Annotated in this window: 14 protein-coding genes and 2 pseudogenes; 8 read left to right on the forward strand and 8 right to left on the reverse strand. The window is 59.1% G+C overall.

Features of this window, described 5'->3' with window-relative positions; all coding sequences use genetic code 11:
• Positions 1–264 precede the first annotated feature (264 nt).
• Positions 265–1,563, forward strand: coding sequence for an OprD family porin (locus tag AYR47_RS00545; RefSeq protein WP_033898499.1), 1,299 nt, complete (start codon positions 265–267; stop codon positions 1,561–1,563).
• 192 nt (positions 1,564–1,755) lie between these two features.
• Here the strand turns inward: AYR47_RS00545 and AYR47_RS00550 are convergent, their stop codons facing one another.
• Positions 1,756–2,598: a mechanosensitive ion channel family protein gene (locus AYR47_RS00550; RefSeq protein ID WP_016975459.1), complete on the reverse strand. Its 843-nt coding sequence runs from the start codon at positions 2,596–2,598 to the stop codon at positions 1,756–1,758.
• A gap of 123 nt (positions 2,599–2,721) precedes the next feature.
• Complete coding sequence (locus AYR47_RS00555; RefSeq protein WP_003175814.1) at positions 2,722–3,207, reverse strand: YajQ family cyclic di-GMP-binding protein; 486 nt, start codon at positions 3,205–3,207, stop codon at positions 2,722–2,724.
• A gap of 123 nt (positions 3,208–3,330) precedes the next feature.
• On the opposite strand from AYR47_RS00555, the gene AYR47_RS00560 reads away from it, so the two are divergent.
• The 3 genes and pseudogenes from AYR47_RS00560 (at position 3,331) to AYR47_RS00570 (ending at position 6,913) form a co-directional block, all read left to right on the forward strand.
• Positions 3,331–4,248, forward strand: a complete 918-nt coding sequence (locus AYR47_RS00560; protein ID WP_033898646.1) for a putative 2-dehydropantoate 2-reductase — start codon at positions 3,331–3,333, stop codon at positions 4,246–4,248.
• Between the two features lie 46 nt (positions 4,249–4,294).
• Positions 4,295–6,332: pseudogene (locus AYR47_RS00565) on the forward strand (ATP-binding protein).
• Between the two features lie 2 nt (positions 6,333–6,334).
• The gene (locus AYR47_RS00570) at positions 6,335–6,913 is read left to right on the forward strand and encodes a cob(I)yrinic acid a,c-diamide adenosyltransferase (protein ID WP_033898503.1); all 579 of its coding nucleotides are present in this window, start codon (positions 6,335–6,337) and stop codon (positions 6,911–6,913) included.
• A gap of 60 nt (positions 6,914–6,973) precedes the next feature.
• Here the strand turns inward: AYR47_RS00570 and AYR47_RS00575 are convergent, their stop codons facing one another.
• From AYR47_RS00575 to secA, 3 genes are all read right to left on the reverse strand, one after another.
• Entirely contained in the window at positions 6,974–7,918 is a 945-nt protein-coding gene (locus AYR47_RS00575; protein ID WP_061433916.1) for a Nudix family hydrolase, read from the reverse strand.
• A gap of 13 nt (positions 7,919–7,931) precedes the next feature.
• Positions 7,932–9,149: a bifunctional glutamate N-acetyltransferase/amino-acid acetyltransferase ArgJ gene (argJ, locus tag AYR47_RS00580; RefSeq protein ID WP_028617753.1), complete on the reverse strand. Its 1,218-nt coding sequence runs from the start codon at positions 9,147–9,149 to the stop codon at positions 7,932–7,934.
• Positions 9,150–9,273: 124 nt separating this feature from the next.
• The gene (secA, locus tag AYR47_RS00585) at positions 9,274–12,009 is read right to left on the reverse strand and encodes a preprotein translocase subunit SecA (RefSeq protein ID WP_033898506.1); all 2,736 of its coding nucleotides are present in this window, start codon (positions 12,007–12,009) and stop codon (positions 9,274–9,276) included.
• Positions 12,010–12,314: 305 nt separating this feature from the next.
• Between secA and AYR47_RS00590 the strand changes: the two genes are divergently transcribed.
• Entirely contained in the window at positions 12,315–12,770 is a 456-nt protein-coding gene (locus tag AYR47_RS00590) for a DUF721 domain-containing protein (RefSeq protein WP_033898507.1), read from the forward strand.
• A 4-nt stretch (positions 12,771–12,774) separates the two neighbouring features.
• On the opposite strand, the gene AYR47_RS00595 is transcribed toward AYR47_RS00590, so the two are convergent.
• Positions 12,775–14,253 (reverse strand): helicase HerA-like domain-containing protein, encoded by a 1,479-nt coding sequence (locus AYR47_RS00595; RefSeq protein WP_033898647.1) that lies wholly within the window; start codon positions 14,251–14,253, stop codon positions 12,775–12,777.
• 347 nt (positions 14,254–14,600) lie between these two features.
• Here AYR47_RS00595 and AYR47_RS33265 point away from each other — a divergent pair.
• Both AYR47_RS33265 and AYR47_RS33270 read left to right on the forward strand, forming a co-directional pair.
• A pseudogene (locus AYR47_RS33265) lies at positions 14,601–15,440 on the forward strand (HAMP domain-containing protein); the annotation flags it as partial.
• A 141-nt stretch (positions 15,441–15,581) separates the two neighbouring features.
• Positions 15,582–16,346: a methyl-accepting chemotaxis protein gene (locus AYR47_RS33270; protein ID WP_420492085.1), complete on the forward strand. Its 765-nt coding sequence runs from the start codon at positions 15,582–15,584 to the stop codon at positions 16,344–16,346.
• A gap of 257 nt (positions 16,347–16,603) precedes the next feature.
• Here AYR47_RS33270 and purU read toward each other — a convergent pair whose 3' ends face one another.
• Complete coding sequence (gene purU / locus AYR47_RS00605) at positions 16,604–17,452, reverse strand: formyltetrahydrofolate deformylase (RefSeq protein WP_010208067.1); 849 nt, start codon at positions 17,450–17,452, stop codon at positions 16,604–16,606.
• A gap of 350 nt (positions 17,453–17,802) precedes the next feature.
• On the opposite strand from purU, the gene mvaT reads away from it, so the two are divergent.
• Entirely contained in the window at positions 17,803–18,177 is a 375-nt protein-coding gene (mvaT, locus tag AYR47_RS00610; protein ID WP_016970296.1) for a histone-like nucleoid-structuring protein MvaT, read from the forward strand.
• Between the two features lie 89 nt (positions 18,178–18,266).
• On the opposite strand, the gene sbcB is transcribed toward mvaT, so the two are convergent.
• A complete protein-coding gene (gene sbcB, locus AYR47_RS00615) occupies positions 18,267–19,694 on the reverse strand; it encodes an exodeoxyribonuclease I (protein WP_033898512.1) in 1,428 nt (475 codons plus the stop codon).
• Positions 19,695–19,813 lie beyond the last annotated feature (119 nt).

Below are 19,813 nucleotides of genomic sequence, written 5' to 3' on the forward strand. Positions count from 1 at the left end.
GGAAAGTAACGTTTTTTGCGTTCTTTTAACGGTCTGGAAACAGCATTGAAGTTGTCAGCCTCGTTACAGTGAGGCTGTGAATTTGCGACATGGATATAGCAATCTACGACAAGCTCGTAAAGAAGCTGAAAGGAAAGTTGGGCAAGTATCGCCAATATTGTCAGCGTGATATAACTTTGCGCCGACACAAAAAGAAAGAGCCGCCCAGACAAAAATATAGGTGGGACGGCAGTACTCTTCCTAAAACCAAAGGAGCAAATCACGATGCGCGTGATGAAGTGGAGCATGATCGCCCTGGCTGTTTCAGCAGGCACTACGCAGTTCGCAATGGCGTCCGCCCAAAGCGATTCCAAAGGCTTTGTTGAAGACAGCACTTTCAGCATTAACACTCGCGCCCTGTACTTCAGCCGCGACTTCCGTAACAACCCGTCGGGCCCGGACTCTCAGAGCCGTGCCGAAGAATCCGGCCTGGGCTTCAACGCCCTGTACTCTTCGGGCTTCACCCAAGGCACCATCGGTGTCGGTGTTGACGTGATCGGCCTGCTGGGCGTCAAGCTCGACAGCGGCAAAGGCCGTGCTGGCACTGGTCTGTTCCCAACCGGTTCCGATGGTCGCTCGCAAGACGACTACTCCAAAGGCGGCGGCGCGGTTAAATTCCGTATCTCCGATACTGTGCTGAAAATTGGTGACCAATACACCACAGCTCCAGTATTCGCTTCAGACGACAGCCGTTTGCTGCCAGAGCTGCCGCAAGGTATCTCGATCACCAGCAGCGAGATCAAGGGCCTGAAGCTTGAAGGCGGTCACTTCACTTCCAGCGTCGCGCAAAACCAGACCTACCATGACAGCCTGGGCCTGACCAAAACCGACTTCGTCGGTGGTGTCTACTCCTTCACTCCTGAGTTCACCGGTAGCCTGTACTACGCGAAAACTGAAGATTATTTCCGTAAGTACTACAGCAACCTGAACTGGACCCACGCGATCAGCGACGACCAGTCGTTTGCCTTGGACTTCAACATCTACGACACCAAGAGCGAAGGCGAAGGCCTGCAACGTGCTTCCAAAGACAGCGCTCTGCCGTTCGCAGAACGTACCAAGCTCGATAACCGTGCGTTCAGCTTGCAGGGTGCGTACACCATCGGTGCACACACCTTCACCCTGGCAGCCCAGAAAGTTACCGGCGACGGCGACTACGGCTACGGCGTAGACGGCGGCGGCACGGTGTTCCTGGCCAACTCCATCGCCCGTTCCGACTTCAACGCCGAGGGCGAGAAGTCCTACCAGGCGCGTTACGACATCAACATGGCAACCTTTGGCATTCCTGGCCTGAGCTTCATGACTCGTTACGTGACCGGTAGCGGCGCCAACACCGCCACCACCTCGAACGGCAAAGAGTGGGAACGCGACATCGAAGCCAAATACGTGATCCAGAGCGGCCCAGCCAAAGACCTGAGCCTGCGTGTACGTCAAGCGACCTATCGTTCGTCTGATGGCGTGTACTACGGTTCGTCGTCGATCGACGAACTGCGTCTGATCGCGCAATACCCGCTGAACATCCTGTAATTGACAGTTTTATTACAGCGATGACTTAAGGCTTTCGCCTTAAACAAAAAGCCGCTCTCTTGTTTAACAAGGGAGCGGCTTTTTTATGGCTTTAATGTTTCAGCAACAAAATAACTAGCAAGCTAACTAACGACATTATCACCGGCGGCTTGAACCTGACCTAACGGCCAAGTTCAAGGCAGTTAATTGCCATTACTTGGCAGCTGTTTCCTGCATCACGCGAATAACCCGCTGTGGAAACGGAATATCAATCCCCGCCGCTTTCAAACGATCCCGTGCAAGTTCGTTCAACATGAACACTACGTCCCAATAATCCGCAGTCTTGGTCCAGCAACGCAGGGAAACAGTGATCGAACTGTCACCCAAGGTCGACACCACTGCAACAGCCGCCGGGTCTGCCAGTACACGCGGGTCTTTGGCCAGTTCCAGCAACACTTCACGGGCTTTCTGCAGGTCAGCTTCATAGTCGACACCCACGTCAAACACCACCTTGCGGGTCGGCTGACGGTTGGTGTTGGTGATGAGGCCGTTGGACAAGCTGCCGTTGGGGATGATCACGGTCTTGTTGTCACCGGTACGCAGCACGGTGTGGAAGATCTGGATGCTGTCGACGGTGCCGGAAGTGCCCTGGGCTTCGATCCAGTCACCAATGCGGAACGGACGGAACAACAGAATCAGCACGCCGCCAGCGAAGTTCGCCAGGCTGCCTTGCAATGCCAGGCCAATGGCCAGGGTAGCGGCACCGATCGCGGCCACGAACGAAGTGGTGGCGACGCCGATCATCGAGGCCACGTTGACCACCAGCATGACCTTGAGCGCAATGTTCGCCAGGCTGGTGATGAAGTGTTGCAGCGCCAAGTCGGCATTGCGCAATGCCAACAAACGCCCCACTCGGTGGGTCAACACGTTGATCAGCCACCAACCGATGGCCAGGGTGAGCACCGCCAGCAAAAAACGGCTGCCGTATTCCATGATCATCGGGATCCACGACTCTGAGGTCTTGATCAGGTGATCCACTTCAGCATTCAAATCCATCTACATTCTCCTGTTTACCGGATGTTTGGCCATAAATGCAATTGAGCCCCGTAGGGCTCAATCGTCGGCGCAGGTTCTGGGGCGTGGGACGTCAAAAACGCCCACAGGTTCCCCAAAGTGCCATCAGTCGCGGAAGTTATTGAACTGCAGCGGCATGTCGAAGGTCTTGGCGCGCAGGGCCGCGATGGCCTCTTGCAGGTCGTCACGCTTTTTGCCAGTGACGCGAACCTGCTCACCCTGGATCGCGGCCTGGACTTTCAGCTTGGCGTCCTTGATGTGAGCAACGATCTTCTTCGCCAGCTCCTTGTCGATGCCTTCCTTGAGGACGGCTTCTTGCTTCATCAACTTGCCGGAGGCGTAGGCGTCCTTGATCTCAAGGCATTGCGCGTCGATCTTGCGCTTGACCAGCGACAGCTTGAGGATCTCGATCATCGCTTCCAGCTGGAAATCGGCTTCAGCGGTCAGGTTGACGGTCAGCTCTTTTTCCTTGAATTCGAAGCTGCCCTTGCCTTTCAAGTCATAGCGACGGTCCAGTTCCTTGACGGCGTTCTCGACGGCGTTGGTGACTTCGTGTTTGTCCAGTTCGGATACCACGTCGAACGAAGGCATGTCATTTCTCCAATATAAGGGGCGGGCTCAGTAGAGATGGAGCGCGCCCAAGCTAAAATGCCGGGGCATTATAGCGGTTCTTTTGTCCTGTTCGCTGCGGGCGACCCTTTGGAGCACAAACTGATGTCGACCACCTGGCATATTCTCGGCGCCGGTAGCCTGGGCACACTCTGGGCCACGCGGCTGGCGCGCGCTGGCGTGCCCGTGCGGTTGATCCTGCGCGATGCTGCGCGCCTGGCCAGCTATCAGGCAGCCAAAGGGCTTACGCTGGTAGAACAGGGCATGGAACACACATACCCGGTAATTGGCGAAACGCCCGACAGTCCCGAGCCGATTCATCGCCTACTCGTGGCGTGCAAAGCCTACGACGCACAGAGTGCCGTCGCACAGCTGCAACACCGGCTGGCACCGGACGCAGAACTGATCCTGCTGCAGAACGGCCTCGGCAGCCAGGACGCGGTGGCCGCGCAACTGCCCCAGGCACGCTGCATCTTTGCCTCCAGCACCGAAGGCGCATTCCGCGACGGCGATTGGCGTGTGGTGTTCGCCGGCCATGGCTACACCTGGCTGGGAGACGCAAGCCACCCCACCCCGCCGCTTTGGCTGGATGACTTGCAAGCGGCCGGCATCCCCCACGATTGGAGCACCGACATCCTCACACGGCTGTGGCGCAAGCTGGCGCTCAATTGCGCCATCAACCCGCTGACCGTGCTGTACCAGTGCCGTAACGGAGAACTGCAAGCCCATCACTGTGAAGTCGCAACCCTGTGCGCCGAACTCGGCGAACTGCTGGAGTGTTGCGGCCAACCGGCTGCCGCCCAGGACCTGCAACACGAAGTGGAACGGGTGATCCAGGCCACTGCCGCCAACTACTCGTCCATGTATCAGGACGTGACCGCCGGCCGTCGCACCGAAATCAGCTATCTATTGGGCTATGCTTGCCAGGCGGGTTCTCGTCACCAGTTGAACCTGCCGCACCTGCAACAGTTGCAAGTACGCCTGGTGGAGCGCTTGCTTGCACGCGGATTGCCCCGCGACTGAGGCACGCGCTACCCTGCCCGCCCGTCTATCACCTGGGAAAACCCTGATGCCGCTGCGCCAGCGTCTTGAAAACCTACCGGTCGGGCAGAAACTGCTCGCCGCCCTGCTGGTGCTGTTGACCACCGTGTTACTGGTGGCCAACCTGACCTTTATCAGCGCCGCCTACTGGATTTCCCAGGAAAGCATGGCACCCCAGGCCTTGCAGGCCATCGGCCGCCTGGTGTCCAACCCCGCACTCGCCGCCGAAGCCCTCGAATCGCCGGCCAAGGCTGACGCGCTGCTCAACGAACTGACCAGCTATTCGCCCTTGCGCGCCGCCGCCCTGTACGACGGCGAAGGCAACCGCCTGGCGCAGATGCAACACGGCGACCGCTTGCACCTGCCGGACAACTATCGGCATATCGAAGCCTGGCGCGTGACCGAGTTTCGCAGCAACCAGGTCATCACCCTGCCCCGCGCCGGCCAGCCGTCCGGGCATCTGCTGCTGGTGGCCAGTAGCGAGCTGCCAGTGGCGTTCTATACCGGCACGTTGACGGCCAGCCTGGGCATCCTGATTTTCAGCGTGTTGTTGTGGCTGATCATCGCCCGTCAGATCAAACGCCTGATCACTCGGCCGATTCACGAACTGGAAGAACTCTCCCGCCAGGTCACCCGCGAGGAGAACTACGCCCTGCGCGCCGGCCGGGGTAACCACGACGAAATTGGCAGCCTGGCCGAGGCCTTCAACACCATGCTGTCGCGCATCGAAGCCCGTGAGCAACAGCTCAAGCGTGCGCGGGACGACTCTCAGGCGGCGTATGACCAGGCTCAGGGTCTGGCGGAAGAAACTCGCCACACCAACCGCAAACTGGAACTGGAAGTGCAGGTTCGCAGCAAGATCGAGAAGAAACTCACCGGCTTCCAGAATTACCTGAACAGCATCATCGACTCCATGCCCTCGGCACTGATCGCCCTGGATGAACAGCTCTACGTCACCCAATGGAACCAGGAGGCCAGCGCCCTCTCCGGCACACGCCTGGACGAAGCCCTGAACCAGCCGATCTACCTGGCGTTCCAGCCGCTCAAACCTTACCTGCCGCAGATCCGGGCGGCGGTGGAGCAACACACCGTGGAGCGCATCGAGCGTGTCACTTGGTTCAAGGACGACGAAGCCAAGCACTACGCGCTGACCTTCTACCCGCTGATGGGCGGGGCCGGGCGTGGCGTGGTGATCCGGATCGATGACATCACCCAGCGCTTGTCCCTGGAAGAAATGATGGTGCAGTCGGAGAAGATGCTCTCCGTGGGTGGCTTGGCCGCCGGCATGGCCCATGAGATCAACAACCCGCTGGGGGCGATCCTGCACAACGTGCAGAACATCCGCCGCCGCCTGTCCCCCGAGTTGCCCAAGAACCTGGAGCATGCGGAGCAGGCAGGCATCGAGCTGGAAACAGTCAACCGCTACCTGCAAAGCCGCGAAGTGCCGCAACTGCTCGATGGCATCCAACAGGCTGGGGCGCGGGCGGCAAAGATCGTCACCCACATGCTCAGTTTCAGCCGTCGCAGCAACCGGCAGATGGCCCCCTGCGATTTGCCGGCGCTGATCGACCAGGCTGTGGAAATCGCTGGCAATGACTTCGACCTGGCCATCGGCTTCGACTTCAAGGGCCAGGCCATCATCCGCCAGTTCGACCCTCAACTCGGGCCCGGTGCCCGGCACCGCCAACGAGCTGGAACAGGTGCTGCTCAATCTGCTGAAAAACGCCGCCCAGGCCATCCATTTGCGTGAAGACGACAGCGAGCCGGGGCGCATCATCCTGCGCACGCGCCTCAACCCGCCGTGGGCGGAGATCCAAGTGGAAGACAACGGCATCGGCATGAGCGAGAACGTGCGCAAACGCACCTTCGAGCCGTTCTTCACCACCAAGGAAATCGGCCAGGGCACAGGGCTCGGGCTGTCGGTGTCGTATTTCATCATCACCAACAACCACAAGGGCCAGATGGAAGTGCATTCCACCCTGGGCCAAGGCACCTGCTTCACCCTGCGCCTGCCGTTGGCCGGTAGCCAACTGCCCCCTTACGAACTGAACCAACTGGAGCACTGACCATGGGCTTTCGCCTGTCGAAGATCTACACCCGCACCGGCGACAAGGGCGAAACCGGCCTGGGCGATGGCCGCCGCGTGCCCAAGGACCACCCACGGGTGGAAGCGATTGGTGAGGTGGATACGCTGAACAGCCAGCTGGGTTTGTTGCTGGCCAGCCTGGAAGAACAGAGTGGCAAGCATCCGGAACTGAAGGATGTGATCGAGGTGCTAACGCCTTGCCAGCATCGTTTGTTCGACCTGGGCGGTGAACTGGCAATGCCGGTGTACAAAGCCTTGAACGCTGCGGAAGTGGATCGGCTGGAAGCCGCGATTGACCGCTGGAATGAGGAAGTGGGGCCGCTGGAGAACTTCATCCTGCCCGGTGGCTCGGCATTGATCGCCCAAGCCCATGTGTGCCGCAGCCTGGCGCGCAGTGCGGAGCGGCGGTGTCAGCAATTGAATGCGGTGGAACCGTTGGAAGGGGTGGGGTTGGCGTACATCAATCGGTTGTCGGATTTGCTGTTTGTGGCGGCGCGGGTGATTGCCAAGCGCCAGGGTGTGGCTGAGGTGTTATGGCAAGCGGCCGCTAAGCCACACTAACCCAATGAAAACGCCAAACCTGTAGTGAGCGGGCTTGCCCCGCTCACCACAGTGTCCGCATCAAACCTGAGGCCAGAACGCGCGAATACCCGCCACACCTTGGGCCCCCACTTCCCAAGCCTGCTCTCGCTCGGCAGGCCCCACCCCGCCCAACAGAAACACCGGTTTGCTGAACCCACGGATCAACTCTGCCGCCTGCTCCCATCCCAATGGCTGGGCATCGGGGTGAGTCCGGGTCGGCTGTACCGGCGACAGCGTGACGAAATCCACGTCCATCATTTCCGCCAGCGCCAGCTCCTCGGCATTGTGGCAAGACGCCGCCAACCAACGATCTTTAGGAAGCGGTCGACCTTTGCTCGCGTATTTACGCAGTTGTGCCGAGGTCATGTGCCAACCGGCCGAAGGAAAATCCCCCAGCCACTCGAACGGCCCCTTGAGCATCAGTTGTGCCTTACCCGCGCACAGCCCCACCGCATCCACCGCGAGGTCACGGTATTTGGGGTCGTAGCCGTTGGGCGCACGCAGTTGCACCAACTTGATACCGCCAGCAATGGCTTTCTGAATACCCCGCAGTAACGTCGGGGTTTCCAGTTCGCCTGGGGTGATCAGGTATTCAGCCGGCAAACGCGCCGCCGCCACAATCGGCGCATTGGCTGCCGGGAACTCGTAGTTGATCAGGTCCCGAGGAGCGACCCATTCCAACGGTTGCCCTTCAACACCATGAGGCTCGCCGGTAAACGCCGACACTTCCCAGACATCCAGCAACACCTGTTTGTCCGGATAGTCGTGCTGCACCTTGATCAGCGGCCGCGCGGTGGTGACCTGTATACCCAGCTCTTCCTGCAATTCGCGGGACAGCGCGCTGGCGACCGATTCATCGGCCTCCACCTTGCCGCCGGGAAATTCCCAGAGGCCGCCCTGATGCTGGGTATCGGCGCGGCGCGCCAACAGGATCCTGCCATCGACACCGCGGATCACCGCGGCTGCTACATGCACTCGTTTCACCGCGCTTATCCTCTTAGGTACGGTATTCCGCGTTGATCTTCACGTACTCGTGGGACAGGTCGGTGGTCCAGATGGTTTCGCTGCACGCGCCGCGACCCAACTCGATGCGGATGGTGATTTCTTCCTGTTGCATCACCGCCGAGCCCTGGGCTTCGGTGTAGGTCTCGGCACGGGCGCCACGGCTGGCGATGCACACGTCGCCGAGGAACACGTCGATCTTGCTCACGTCCAGGTCCGGCACGCCGGCACGGCCCACAGCGGCCAGGATACGGCCCCAGTTCGGGTCAGAGGCGAACAGCGCCGTCTTGATCAGCGGCGAATGCGCCACGGTGTAGCCAACGTCCAGGCATTCCTGATGATTACCGCCGCCATTCACTTCAACAGTAACAAACTTGGTGGCGCCCTCGCCGTCACGCACGATGGCCTGGGCCACGTCCATGCACACTTCGAACACCGCCTGCTTCAACGCCGCGAACAACGGGCCGCTGGCCTCGGTGATTTCCGGCAGGTTGGCCTGGCCGGTGGCGATCAGCATGCAGCAGTCGTTGGTCGAGGTGTCGCCATCGATGGTGATGCGGTTGAACGACTTGTTGGCGCCGTCGAGGATCAGGCTGTGCAGCACGTCGCGGGAAACTTTGGCGTCGGTGGCAATGTATCCGAGCATGGTAGCCATGTTCGGGCGGATCATGCCCGCGCCCTTGCTGATACCGGTCACGGTGACGGTTACGCCATCGTGCACGAACTGGCGGCTCGCGCCTTTGGGCAGGGTGTCGGTGGTCATGATGCCGGTTGCTGCCGCGGCCCAGTTATCCACAGACAGGTCGTCCAGCGCAGCTTGCAGCGCGCCTTCGATTTTTTCTACCGGCAATGGCTCACCGATCACGCCGGTGGAATACGGCAGCACTTGGCTGGCGTCCACGCCGGTCAGCTGGGCCAGCTTGGCGCAAGTGCGTGCAGCCGCCACCAGGCCTGGCTCGCCGGTACCTGCGTTGGCATTGCCGGTGTTGGTCAGCAGGTAACGGATCGTGCCGGCAACGCGCTGCTTGGCCAGGATCACCGGTGCGGCGCAGAACGCGTTGAGGGTGAACACACCGGCGACGGTCGAGCCTTCGGCACAGCGCATCACCACCACATCCTTGCGCCCAGGGCGCTTGATGCCGGCCGAAGCGATACCGAGTTCAAAACCGGCAACCGGGTGCAATGTGGGCAAAGGACCAAGACCAACAGCCATGAATGCGCTCCTTAAAAATCAGATGATGTCTGTGCCGTCGTAAGCGACGGCGAAATTAATGGCAAAACGCCGCGACGGCAGAGGCCGGTCGCGGCGCGGGGTGTTGCAGCGTCAGGCAAAAATCTTATTCGATCTGGCCGTGGCAGTGTTTGAACTTCTTGCCCGAACCGCAGTAGCACAGCTCGTTGCGGCCCAGCTTCTGGTCATTGCGAACCGGGGTTTGAGCCAGGGCCACGTCGACCTCTTCGCCCAATACCTCAGGCGCTTCCAGGCCCGGTGCTTCGTCATGCTGGAACTGCATGCGCGCAGCCAGAGCCTCGGCTTCCTGACGCAGGCGGGCTTCTTCCTCGATCGGGTCTTCGCGACGCACCTGAACGTGGGACAGCACGCGGATCGAATCGCGCTTGATCGAATCCAGCAGTTCGGAGAACAGCGTGAACGACTCGCGCTTGTACTCTTGCTTCGGGTTCTTCTGGGCGTAGCCACGCAGGTGGATACCGTGACGCAGGTGGTCCATGGTCGACAGGTGGTCTTTCCACAGGTCGTCCAGTACGCGCAGTACGATTTGCTTCTCGAAGGTGCGCAGTGCTTCGGCACTCGCCTGCTCTTCTTTCTCGTTGTACGCCGCCAGCAGCTCGGTCATCAGCTTCTCGCGCAGCGTTTCTTCGTACAGGTGATCGTCTTCGTCCAGCCACTGCTGAACCGGCAGGTCCACACCGAAGTCGCTCTTCAACGCGGCTTCCAGGCCGGCAACATCCCACTGCTCCGGCAGGGACTGTGGCGGGATGTGTGCGCTGACGGTAGCGTTGAGCACGTCCTGACGGAAATCAGCGATGGTCTCGCCAATGTTGTCGGCGGCCAGCAACGTGTTACGCATGTGATAGATCACTTTACGCTGTTCGTTGTTGACGTCATCGAACTCGAGCAGTTGCTTACGGATATCGAAGTTGCGGCCCTCGACCTTGCGCTGGGCCTTCTCGATGGCGTTGGTCACCATGCGGTGTTCAATCGCTTCACCGGACTGCATCCCTAAGGCCTTCATGAAGTTCTTCACGCGGTCCGAAGCGAAGATGCGCATCAGGCTGTCTTCCAGGGACAGGTAGAAGCGGCTGGAACCGGCGTCACCCTGGCGACCGGCACGACCACGCAGTTGGTTGTCGATACGGCGCGATTCGTGACGCTCGGAAGCGATCACCTGCAGGCCACCGGATTCCAGCACGGCCTGGTGGCGTTTCTGCCAGTCAGCCTTGATCTGGGCGATCTGCTCAGGGCTCGGGTTTTCCAGTGCCGCGACTTCAACTTCCCAGTTACCGCCCAACAGGATGTCGGTACCACGACCGGCCATGTTGGTGGCGATGGTCAGTGCGCCTGGGCGACCGGCCTGGGCAATGATCTCGGCTTCTTTTTCGTGGAACTTGGCGTTGAGGACCTTGTGCTCGATGCCTTCCTTGTTGAGCAGGTTCGATACGTGCTCGGAAGTCTCGATGGTGGCGGTACCCACCAGGATCGGGCGACCCTGGGCCATGCCGTCCTTGATGTCGTTGATGATGGCCGCGTATTTCTCTTCGGCCGTCAGGAACACCAGGTCGTTGAAGTCTTTACGCGCCAACGGTTTGTTCGGCGGAATGACCATCACGGCCAGGTTGTAGATCTGGTGGAACTCGAACGCTTCGGTGTCGGCCGTACCGGTCATGCCGGACAGTTTGTTGTACAGACGGAAGTAGTTCTGGAAGGTAGTGGACGCCAACGTCTGGCTTTCTGCCTGGATGTTGAGCATTTCCTTGGCTTCGATGGCCTGGTGCAGGCCTTCGGACAAACGACGACCCGGCATGGTACGGCCGGTGTGTTCGTCAACCAGCACGACCTGGCCGTCCTGCACGATGTATTCGACGTTGCGATGGAACAGCTTGTGGGCGCGCAGGCCGGCATACACGTGGGTCAACAGGCCCAGGTTGTGTGCCGAGTACAGGCTTTCACCCTCGGCCAGCTCGCCGATCTGGGTCAGCATTTCTTCGACGAACTGGTGACCGGCTTCGTTGAGTTCGACCTGGCGGGTCTTCTCGTCGATGCTGAAGTGACCTTCTTTGGTCACCACGCCTTCCACTTCCTCGATGTGCTGCTCCAGGCGCGGAATCAACTTGTTGATTTCGGTGTACAGGCGCGAGCTGTCTTCGGCCTGGCCGGAGATGATCAGCGGGGTACGGGCTTCGTCGATGAGGATGGAGTCGACTTCGTCGATCACGGCAAAGTTGAGTTCGCGCTGGAATTTTTCATCCATGCTGAACGCCATGTTGTCGCGCAGGTAGTCGAAACCGAATTCGTTGTTGGTGCCGTAGGTAATGTCGCAAGCGTAGGCAGCGCGCTTCTCTTCCGGCGGCTGGAACGGCGTAACCACGCCGACGGTCAGGCCGAGGAATTCATACAGCGGGCGCATCCAGTTGGCGTCCCGGCGGGCCAGGTAGTCGTTCACCGTCACAACGTGCACGCCCTTGCCGGACAGTGCGTTGAGGTAAACGCCCAGGGTTGCCACCAGGGTCTTGCCTTCACCGGTACGCATTTCGGCAATCATGCCTTCATGCAAGGTCATGCCGCCGATCAACTGGACGTCGAAGTGGCGCATGCCCATGACACGCTTACCGGCTTCACGGGCGACCGCAAAGGCTTCGGGCAGCAGCTTGTCGAGGGTTTCACCTTTAGCTATGCGGGCCTTGAACTCTTGGGTCTTGGCGCGCAATTGCTCGTCCGAAAGGGCAACCATCTGCTCTTCGAAGGCATTGACCAGCTGCACCGTCTTGAGCATGCGTTTGACTTCGCGCTCATTCTTGCTTCCAAAAAGTTTCTTTAACAAAGGCGCAAACATATCGGCAGGTTCTTCCACACATAGGGATGGAGGGCGCACCGTGAGTGGCCCGAGCAGCCCTCACGGCCGCATGCGAACGCGCATTCTACCCGGATTCGTGGGTGAGGAAAGTGGCGTTGTTCCCCGATGCTGGCATGGTGCTGTGAGAGGGCTTGTTTAAAATAAGGGCTTTTGCCGGAACTTCAACCCATGGAGCGAAGAAGTTACCAATTGATTTCACGAACAAAACCCTACGAATGCATTGGCTGGGGGCGTTCAGGCGCGTTCTGCTAAGATGGCGCCTCTGTTACTTAAGGTGTCCAATAATGGCGTTTCGCCCCTTATCAGCCCGCGCTCCCGCCGTGTTGCTTCGCGATGCCAAGCCGCTGAAAGCCATCTTTGGCCATGCGCAACGCCTGGGCCGCCTGCAACGACTGCTCGAAACCCAGTTGCAACCGGCCGCACGCGAACATTGCCGCGTGGCGTCCTGGCGTGAAGGCAACCTGCTGCTGATTGTCACAGATGGCCACTGGGCGACACGCTTGCGCTATCAGCAAAAACGCCTGCAGCGCCAATTGATGGCCTTTGATGAATTCGCTGGCTTGACGCGCATCCAGTTCAAGGTGCAACCGCCCACCACCCAACCTGGCGTGGCGGAACACATTCATGATTTGTCGACCCATGCGGCCGAAGCCATTCAGGCAACGGCCGACGGGATCAGCAACCCAGGCTTGCGCGCGGCGCTTGAACGGCTGGCGGCCCACGCCAAAGCCAAGCCCTGAATCGCTACTTGCGTTTGCTGCCGCCCAACAACGACCCCAACAAACCACGGACCAATTGTCGCCCCATCTGATTGGCGGCTTGCTGCATTGCGGACTTCAGCGCCTTACCTGCGGTTGTGCCGAGAAACGCCCCGGCCCTGTCGGTGAAGCTAGGCTCCTCGGCGGCCGGCTTGGCCTCTTCGGTTGGCCCAAGCTCTTTGCGTGCCATCAGCACTTCATAAGCGGAGTCCCGATCAATCGGCTTGTCATACCGACCCTGCAACGGTGAACTGGCCACCAATGCAGCGCGTTCGGCTTCGCTGAGCGGCCCGATCCGCGACTGCGGCGGTGCAACCAATACACGCTGGACGACTTCCGGCGTGCCTTTTTCCTGCAGCGTGCCCACCAACGCCTCGCCCGTGCCCAACTCGGTCAATACCGAAAGGGCATCAAAGGCCGGGTTCGGCCGAAAACCGTCGGCTACGGCGCGTAGGGATTTCTGCTCTTTCGTCGTGAACGCCCGCAGGCCATGCTGGATGCGCAGGCCGAGTTGCGCCAGCACGCTGTCCGGCAGGTCGCCTGGCGACTGGGTGACAAAATACACGCCAACGCCTTTTGAACGGATCAGCCGCACCACTTGCTCCAGTCGCTCCTGCAACGCCTTGGGCGTGTCGGCGAACAGCAAGTGCGCCTCATCAAAGAACAGTGCGAGTAACGGCTTGTCGGCATCACCGCGCTCGGGCAGTTGCTCGAACAGCTCCGCCAGCAGCCACAGCAGGAAGGTCGCGTACACCTTCGGCGCTTCGTGAACCAGACGGCTCGCGTCCAGTAGATGGATGCGACCAAGCCCGTCACTGGTGGGCTGCAGGATATCTTCCAACTGCAGGGCCGGCTCGCCGAACAAAGCTTCGGCGCCCTGCTGCTCCAGCACCGCCAGGCGTCGCAACAACGCCTGGCTGGAACCGGTGGTCATCAGCGCCGCGTCTTCGCCCAACAGTTCGGGGTGGTAGCGCAGATGATTGAGGAGCGCCTTGAGGTCCTTGAGGTCCAGCAACAACAAGCCTTCGCGGTCTGCGACCTTGAACGCCGCGTAAAGCGCCGATTGCTGGCTGTCGGTGAGTTCCAACAGGCTACCGAGCAGCAATGGGCCCATTTCGCTGATCGTAGTGCGCAACGGATGACCGGATTGCCCGTGGATATCCCACAGCGTGACCGGATAAGCCTTGGCCGTGTAATTGAGGAACGGCATGCCGGCGATGCGCTCGGCCACCTTGCCCTGCGGGTTCGCCGCAGCGCCCAGGCCGCACAAGTCACCCTTGATATCCGCCGCAAACACCGCCACGCCGGCATCACTGAAGGCTTCGGCCAGGCGTTGCAGCGTGACAGTCTTGCCCGTGCCGGTGGCACCGGCGATCAACCCGTGACGGTTGGCCAGGCGCATGGCCTGGGCGATGGGCTGGCCGTCGAGGCCGGCGCCGATTAGCAGTTGCGTGGAGTCAGGCATTTCGTCACCCATGGTTAATCTTTAGTGCGGCCAGGTCGATACAAAGAAGTGTGAGACCCACAAAGTCTAAAAATAGGTCAGATAGTTCCCACAGGGACCACCGGAACCATCACAAGAAGTATCACACCTTTTTTGACGCTGCCATTTGCGCCTCCCATAAGGACGCGCTTCGGATATTAAGACCTTAGCGGACCCTACAAGCCATGAATAAAAATCTGCGCTTCAGCCACAAAATCCTGCTTGCAGCCTCCCTTATCGTCATTGCCGCATTCGCGCTGTTTACCCTCTACAACGACTACCTGCAACGCAACGCGATACGCGACGATCTCAACAACTACCTGCATGAAATGGGCGATGTTACCGCCAGCAACATTCAAACTTGGCTTACCGGGCGCATTGCCCTGGTGGAAAACGCCGCGCAAAACATCGCCATCAACCCCGAGCCTTCGGTTGTTGCCAGCCTGCTGGAACAGAAAACCCTGACGTCCTCCTTCATGGCGACCTACGTCGGTGACAGCAAAGGCGCTTTCACCATCCGCCCCGACACCAAGATGCCGGACGGTTTCGACCCGCGTGTCCGCCCTTGGTACAAGGGCGCCCAGAGCAGCAACGGTTCAACCCTGACCGAGCCCTATATCGATGCGGCCACCGGCAAGTTGATCATTTCCGTTGCCACTCCCAGCAACCAAGGCACCCAAAGCATCGGCGTGGTCGGCGGTGACCTGAGCCTGCAAACCCTGGTGGATAACATCGGCGCGCTTAATTTCGGCGGTATGGGCTATGCGTTCCTGGTCAGCGCCGACGGCAAGGTACTGGTACACCCGGACAAAAACCTGGTGATGAAGACCCTGGCCGACGTGTATCCGAAAAATACGCCGAAGATCAGCGCAGACTTCAGCGAAGTCGAGGCCAACGGCAAAGACAACATCGTGACCTTCACTCCGATCAAGGGCCTGCCCTCGGTAAACTGGTACCTCGGCATTTCAGTCGATAAAGACAAATCCTTCGCCATGCTCAGCGAATTCCGCACCTCAGCGGTCATCGCCACGCTCATTGCGGTGGTGATCATCATCGCCCTGCTCGGCATGCTGATCCGTATCCTGTTGCAACCACTGCACGTGATGACCCGCGCCATGCAGGACATCGCCGATGGCGAGGGCGACCTGACCCGCCGCCTGACCATCCAGAACCACGATGAATTCGGCACGCTGGGTAACGCCTTCAACCGCTTCGTGGAGCGTATTCATACGTCGATCCGCGAAGTGTCTTCGGCCACCGAACAGGTAAATGAAGTGGCACTGCGGGTGGTCAGCGCCTCCAACTCGTCGATGGTCAATTCCGATGAGCAGGCCAATCGCACCAACAGCGTCGCCGCCGCCATCAATGAACTGGGCGCTGCGACCCAGGAAATCGCGCGCAATGCAGCGCAGGCCTCCCATCAGGCCAGCGATGCACGGCATCTGGCTGAGGATGGCCAGCAAGTGGTGGAACGCAACATCAAGGCGATGAACCAGTTGTCGTCGATGATCAGCGCCTCCAGCAGCAACATCGAAGCGCTCAATAGCAAGACCGTGAATATCGGGCAGATCCTTGAAGTGATCACCAGTATTTCCCAGCAAACCAACCTGCTGGCATTGAACGCTGCCATCGAAGCGGCGCGTGCTGGGGAAGCCGGGCGTGGGTTTGCGGTGGTCGCGGATGAAGTGCGCAACCTGGCGCATCGCACTCAGGAATCGGCGCAACAGGTGCAGAAGATGATTGAAGAACTGCAAGTCGGCGCGCGAGACTCGGTCAGCACCATGGGTGAAAGCCAGCGCCACAGTCTTGAAAGTGTCGATATCGCCAACCTGGCCGGCGAACGCCTGAACAGCGTGACCCAACGCATCGGCGAAATTGATGGCATGAACCAGTCCGTCGCCACCGCCACAGAGGAACAGACCTCGGTAGTGGAGTCGATCAACATGGACATTACCGAGATCAACACCCTCAACCAGGAAGGTGTGGAAAACCTGCAATCCACGTTGCGTGCTTGTGCCGACCTGGAACAACAGGCTGCACGGTTGAAACAATTGGTTGGCAGTTTCCGGATCTGATCAGGCGTCCTTGATCTCGGACCTGGCCTGCTCCTGCTCCCACAGTTCGGCGGCGCCGGGAAACTCGGTGCCGTCCTCGCTGCTCAGGTCATCCGGGTCGTATCGACTCAAACAGCCCTCCCCTAATGTGGCGGGGGCTGTTGAAGTAGCTTTGTCCAGCGGATCACTCATGATTCAATCCTCGGCAGCGTACAAAGAAAAAGGGCCTGGATCGATTTAACGCCCAGGCCCTTCATTCTTCAATCACAACAGGTCGATCAGAACACGACCGTCTTGTTGCCATGCACCAGCACGCGGTCTTCCAAGTGGTAACGCAGGCCACGGGCCAGCACCATCTTCTCGACGTCACGGCCGAAACGCACCATGTCTTCAATGCTGTCGCTGTGGCTGACACGCACCACGTCCTGCTCGATGATCGGGCCGGCGTCCAGTTCTTCGGTGACGTAGTGGCAAGTAGCGCCGATCAACTTCACACCCCGCAGCGACGCCTGGTGGTACGGCTTGGCGCCGACGAACGACGGCAGGAAGCTGTGGTGAATGTTGATCACCTTGCCAGCGTATTCGCGGCAGAGTTCCGGTGGCAGGATCTGCATGTAGCGCGCCAGCACCACCACGTCGGCTTCGTGTTGCTTGACCAGACGCGAGACCTCGGCGAACGCCGGCTCTTTGTCCTGCGGATTGACCGGCACGTGGTAGTACGGGATGCCATGCCACTCGACCATGCTGCGCAGGTCATCATGGTTGGAAATCACACACGCGATCTCGCAGTCCAGCTCATCGCTGTGCCAGCGATGCAGCAAGTCGGCCAGGCAGTGGGATTCACGGCTGGCCATCAACACCACGCGTTTTTTCTGCTCGGTGTCGGTGATATGCCAGGTCATCGAAAACTCTTCGGCGATGGGCGCAAACGCGTCGCGGAAGGCATCAAGACCAAAAGGCAGCGAATCGGCACGAATCTCGTGACGCATGAAGAACCAACCGCTGAGATTGTCCGAGTGATGACTCGCCTCGGTGATCCAACCGTTGTGGGAGGCCAGAAAGTTACTGACCTTGGCAACGATGCCAACCCGGTCCGGGCAAGCAATCACCAGCCGAAAAGTGCGCATTAGGGGGAAACTCCAGAACTTCGCAAAGGCCGCCATTCTAGCGATTGCGCAGGAAAACTGCAGTATTCGTTGACGCTTATTCTGATCGCTGGCCGACGGCTTGCCCCTTAATAGCCTATGGTTTTACCACCTTTATATGAATCTACTCCCTCAACCTACGGCTGTTCCCCGTATTTCAACGAGATTATCTTAAGGCCTACGCCCTAGTAATTAACTCGAATGCATAGCAACGCTACAAACATTCAAAGTAATTCACATAAATGCGAGCTTAAATGTTTACTTGGGCAAACTGCCTGACTATTATTGGGCCACTCTCCCTGTCAATCAGCGCTCTACATAAGGTAGTCCACATGTCTCTGATCAACGAATACCGTGCCACCGAAGAAGCTATCAAAGAGCTGCAAGCCCGTTTGAAGAACCTGTCCCAAGACGACAAACTGCAAACCGAGCTGGAATTCGAAGGCAAACTGCGCGCCCTGATGGGTGAGTACTCCAAATCCCTGCGTGACATCATCGCGCTGCTGGATCCAGAATCGAAAGTTAAAGCACCGCGTGGCGCTGTGAAAACTACCGGCACCAAGCGTGCTCGCAAAGTCAAACAGTACAAAAACCCACACAACGGCGAAGTGATTGAAACCAAAGGTGGCAACCACAAAACCCTGAAAGAGTGGAAAGCCAAGTGGGGCGGTGACGTGGTTGAAGGCTGGGCTACCCTGCTGGGCTAAGCCTCGCCAGGCCTGCGCCTGATACGCGATACATTAAAAACGCCAGCTTGCTGGCGTTTTTTATTGCCTGTGTATTGTATGAGAGCCGACTACAGATTCACCTTATGGGCCAGCGCGTCGGCATATTCCTGCCACTGCTCAAGCACCTCCGCCTGAAAAGGCGTCGCACTAACGGCAAATTCCTGTTTAGCCTGCTTAAATGCTGCAAGGGTATTTGGCGCCCCCCACTCTGGGTCCGACAAACGTTGCTGACAGAAAAGCTGCCAGCGTTGTTGCTCCTCACTGTTCAAGGTATCGGGGAAGTTACGCGCTCGGTAGCGAAACAGTAATTCAGGTAAACGATGATCATCAAAAGGCCATTGCTGGCGAGCTAATTGCGCAGGCTCGGCCATCCGGACTTGTTCACATAAGCGCCGATCACGATCTCCGATAAAGCCATCGTAAAGCTGTTGCTCCGGGTCTGAACTCGGCACGAAATCTTCCTCGGCATAAATGGCCGCCAATTTATCGCGCCAAAGTTCCTGTGCGTCAGTTAGCCGCAGGGCGCGCGCCTGAAAAAGATCCATGTCCAAGTGCAGACGCTCACGATCTTCTGCCCGAAGCACATTCAAGGGAGCAACCACAGGGCAGCGATTGATGTGCACCAACTTAAGCGGCACCGGCAACTCGCCCTCGGCAAGATCGTCACGACGGGTATAGAGACGCTGACGCAAGGTATCGGCATCCAGGTCCAACAACCCTTGAGGATCGAGCCCAAGGTCGCAGACGATCAGTGCATTGCGATTGCGCGGGTGCCACGCCAATGGCAATACCACGCCCAGGTAATGACGCTCGGCGGAAAAACGCCCGGAGATATGCACCATGGGCTGCAGCAATCGCACCTGGTCCATCACCGCCTGCTTGCTGCGCAGTTGAAACAGCCATTTATACAGCTTGGGCTGTTTCTCACGAACCAATCGGGCCAGGGCAATCGTGGCTCGCACGTCAGACAGAGCATCGTGCGCCTGGCCATGATCGATACCGTTGGCTTCGGTCAGGCGCTCCAGCTTGAGCGTGACGCGCCCATCCTGTTGCGGCCATGCAATACCCTCCGGGCGCAGGGCGTAGGCGGTGCGGATCACGTCGATGAGATCCCAACGACTGTTACCGCCCTGCCACTCACGTGCGTAAGGGTCGAAAAAGTTGCGGTACAGGCTGTAGCGCGTCATTTCATCGTCAAAGCGCAAGGTGTTGTACCCGGCGCCACACGTACCCGGAGCCGCCAGCTCGGCATGCACCCGAGTCATGAAATCGGCCTCGGCCAGGCCTTTTTCCGCGAGGATTGCTGGGGTGATACCGGTAATGGCGCAAGCGACGGGATGGGGCAGGATATCGTCGCTGGGCTGGCAATAAAGATTGACCGGCTCGCCGATCTCATTGAGTTCGTGGTCCGTTCGAATGCCCGCTACCTGGAGCGGGCGATCACTGCGCGGATTGATGCCGGTGGTTTCATAGTCGTACCAGAAAATGGAGGTCACGGGCTATTCCTGTACTGAAGATCGACAAAGTCTAGGCGCTGGACGGCGTCCGCGACCAGCACCAAATCAACTGTACAAACATCCAGCAAAACCTTGAATGGTTGCTTCCATCGCCGACA

The organism is Pseudomonas azotoformans (assembly GCF_001579805.1).
In the GTDB taxonomy this organism is placed as follows: domain Bacteria; phylum Pseudomonadota; class Gammaproteobacteria; order Pseudomonadales; family Pseudomonadaceae; genus Aquipseudomonas; species Aquipseudomonas azotoformans_A.

What these genes read in the sequence shown, in the direction of transcription:
- AYR47_RS00545 (WP_033898499.1), top strand. Translation starts at nt 265, where the DNA reads ATGCGCGTGATGAAGTGGAGCATGATCGCCCTGGCTGTTTCAGCAGGC.
- AYR47_RS00550 (WP_016975459.1), bottom strand. Translation starts at nt 2,598, where the DNA reads ATGGATTTGAATGCTGAAGTGGATCACCTGATCAAGACCTCAGAGTCG.
- AYR47_RS00555 (WP_003175814.1), bottom strand. Translation starts at nt 3,207, where the DNA reads ATGCCTTCGTTCGACGTGGTATCCGAACTGGACAAACACGAAGTCACC.
- AYR47_RS00560 (WP_033898646.1), top strand. Translation starts at nt 3,331, where the DNA reads ATGTCGACCACCTGGCATATTCTCGGCGCCGGTAGCCTGGGCACACTC.
- AYR47_RS00570 (WP_033898503.1), top strand. Translation starts at nt 6,335, where the DNA reads ATGGGCTTTCGCCTGTCGAAGATCTACACCCGCACCGGCGACAAGGGC.
- argJ (WP_028617753.1), bottom strand. Translation starts at nt 9,149, where the DNA reads ATGGCTGTTGGTCTTGGTCCTTTGCCCACATTGCACCCGGTTGCCGGT.
- secA (WP_033898506.1), bottom strand. Translation starts at nt 12,009, where the DNA reads ATGTTTGCGCCTTTGTTAAAGAAACTTTTTGGAAGCAAGAATGAGCGC.
- AYR47_RS00590 (WP_033898507.1), top strand. Translation starts at nt 12,315, where the DNA reads ATGGCGTTTCGCCCCTTATCAGCCCGCGCTCCCGCCGTGTTGCTTCGC.
- AYR47_RS00595 (WP_033898647.1), bottom strand. Translation starts at nt 14,253, where the DNA reads ATGCCTGACTCCACGCAACTGCTAATCGGCGCCGGCCTCGACGGCCAG.
- AYR47_RS33270 (WP_420492085.1), top strand. Translation starts at nt 15,582, where the DNA reads ATGGTCAATTCCGATGAGCAGGCCAATCGCACCAACAGCGTCGCCGCC.
- purU (WP_010208067.1), bottom strand. Translation starts at nt 17,452, where the DNA reads ATGCGCACTTTTCGGCTGGTGATTGCTTGCCCGGACCGGGTTGGCATC.
- mvaT (WP_016970296.1), top strand. Translation starts at nt 17,803, where the DNA reads ATGTCTCTGATCAACGAATACCGTGCCACCGAAGAAGCTATCAAAGAG.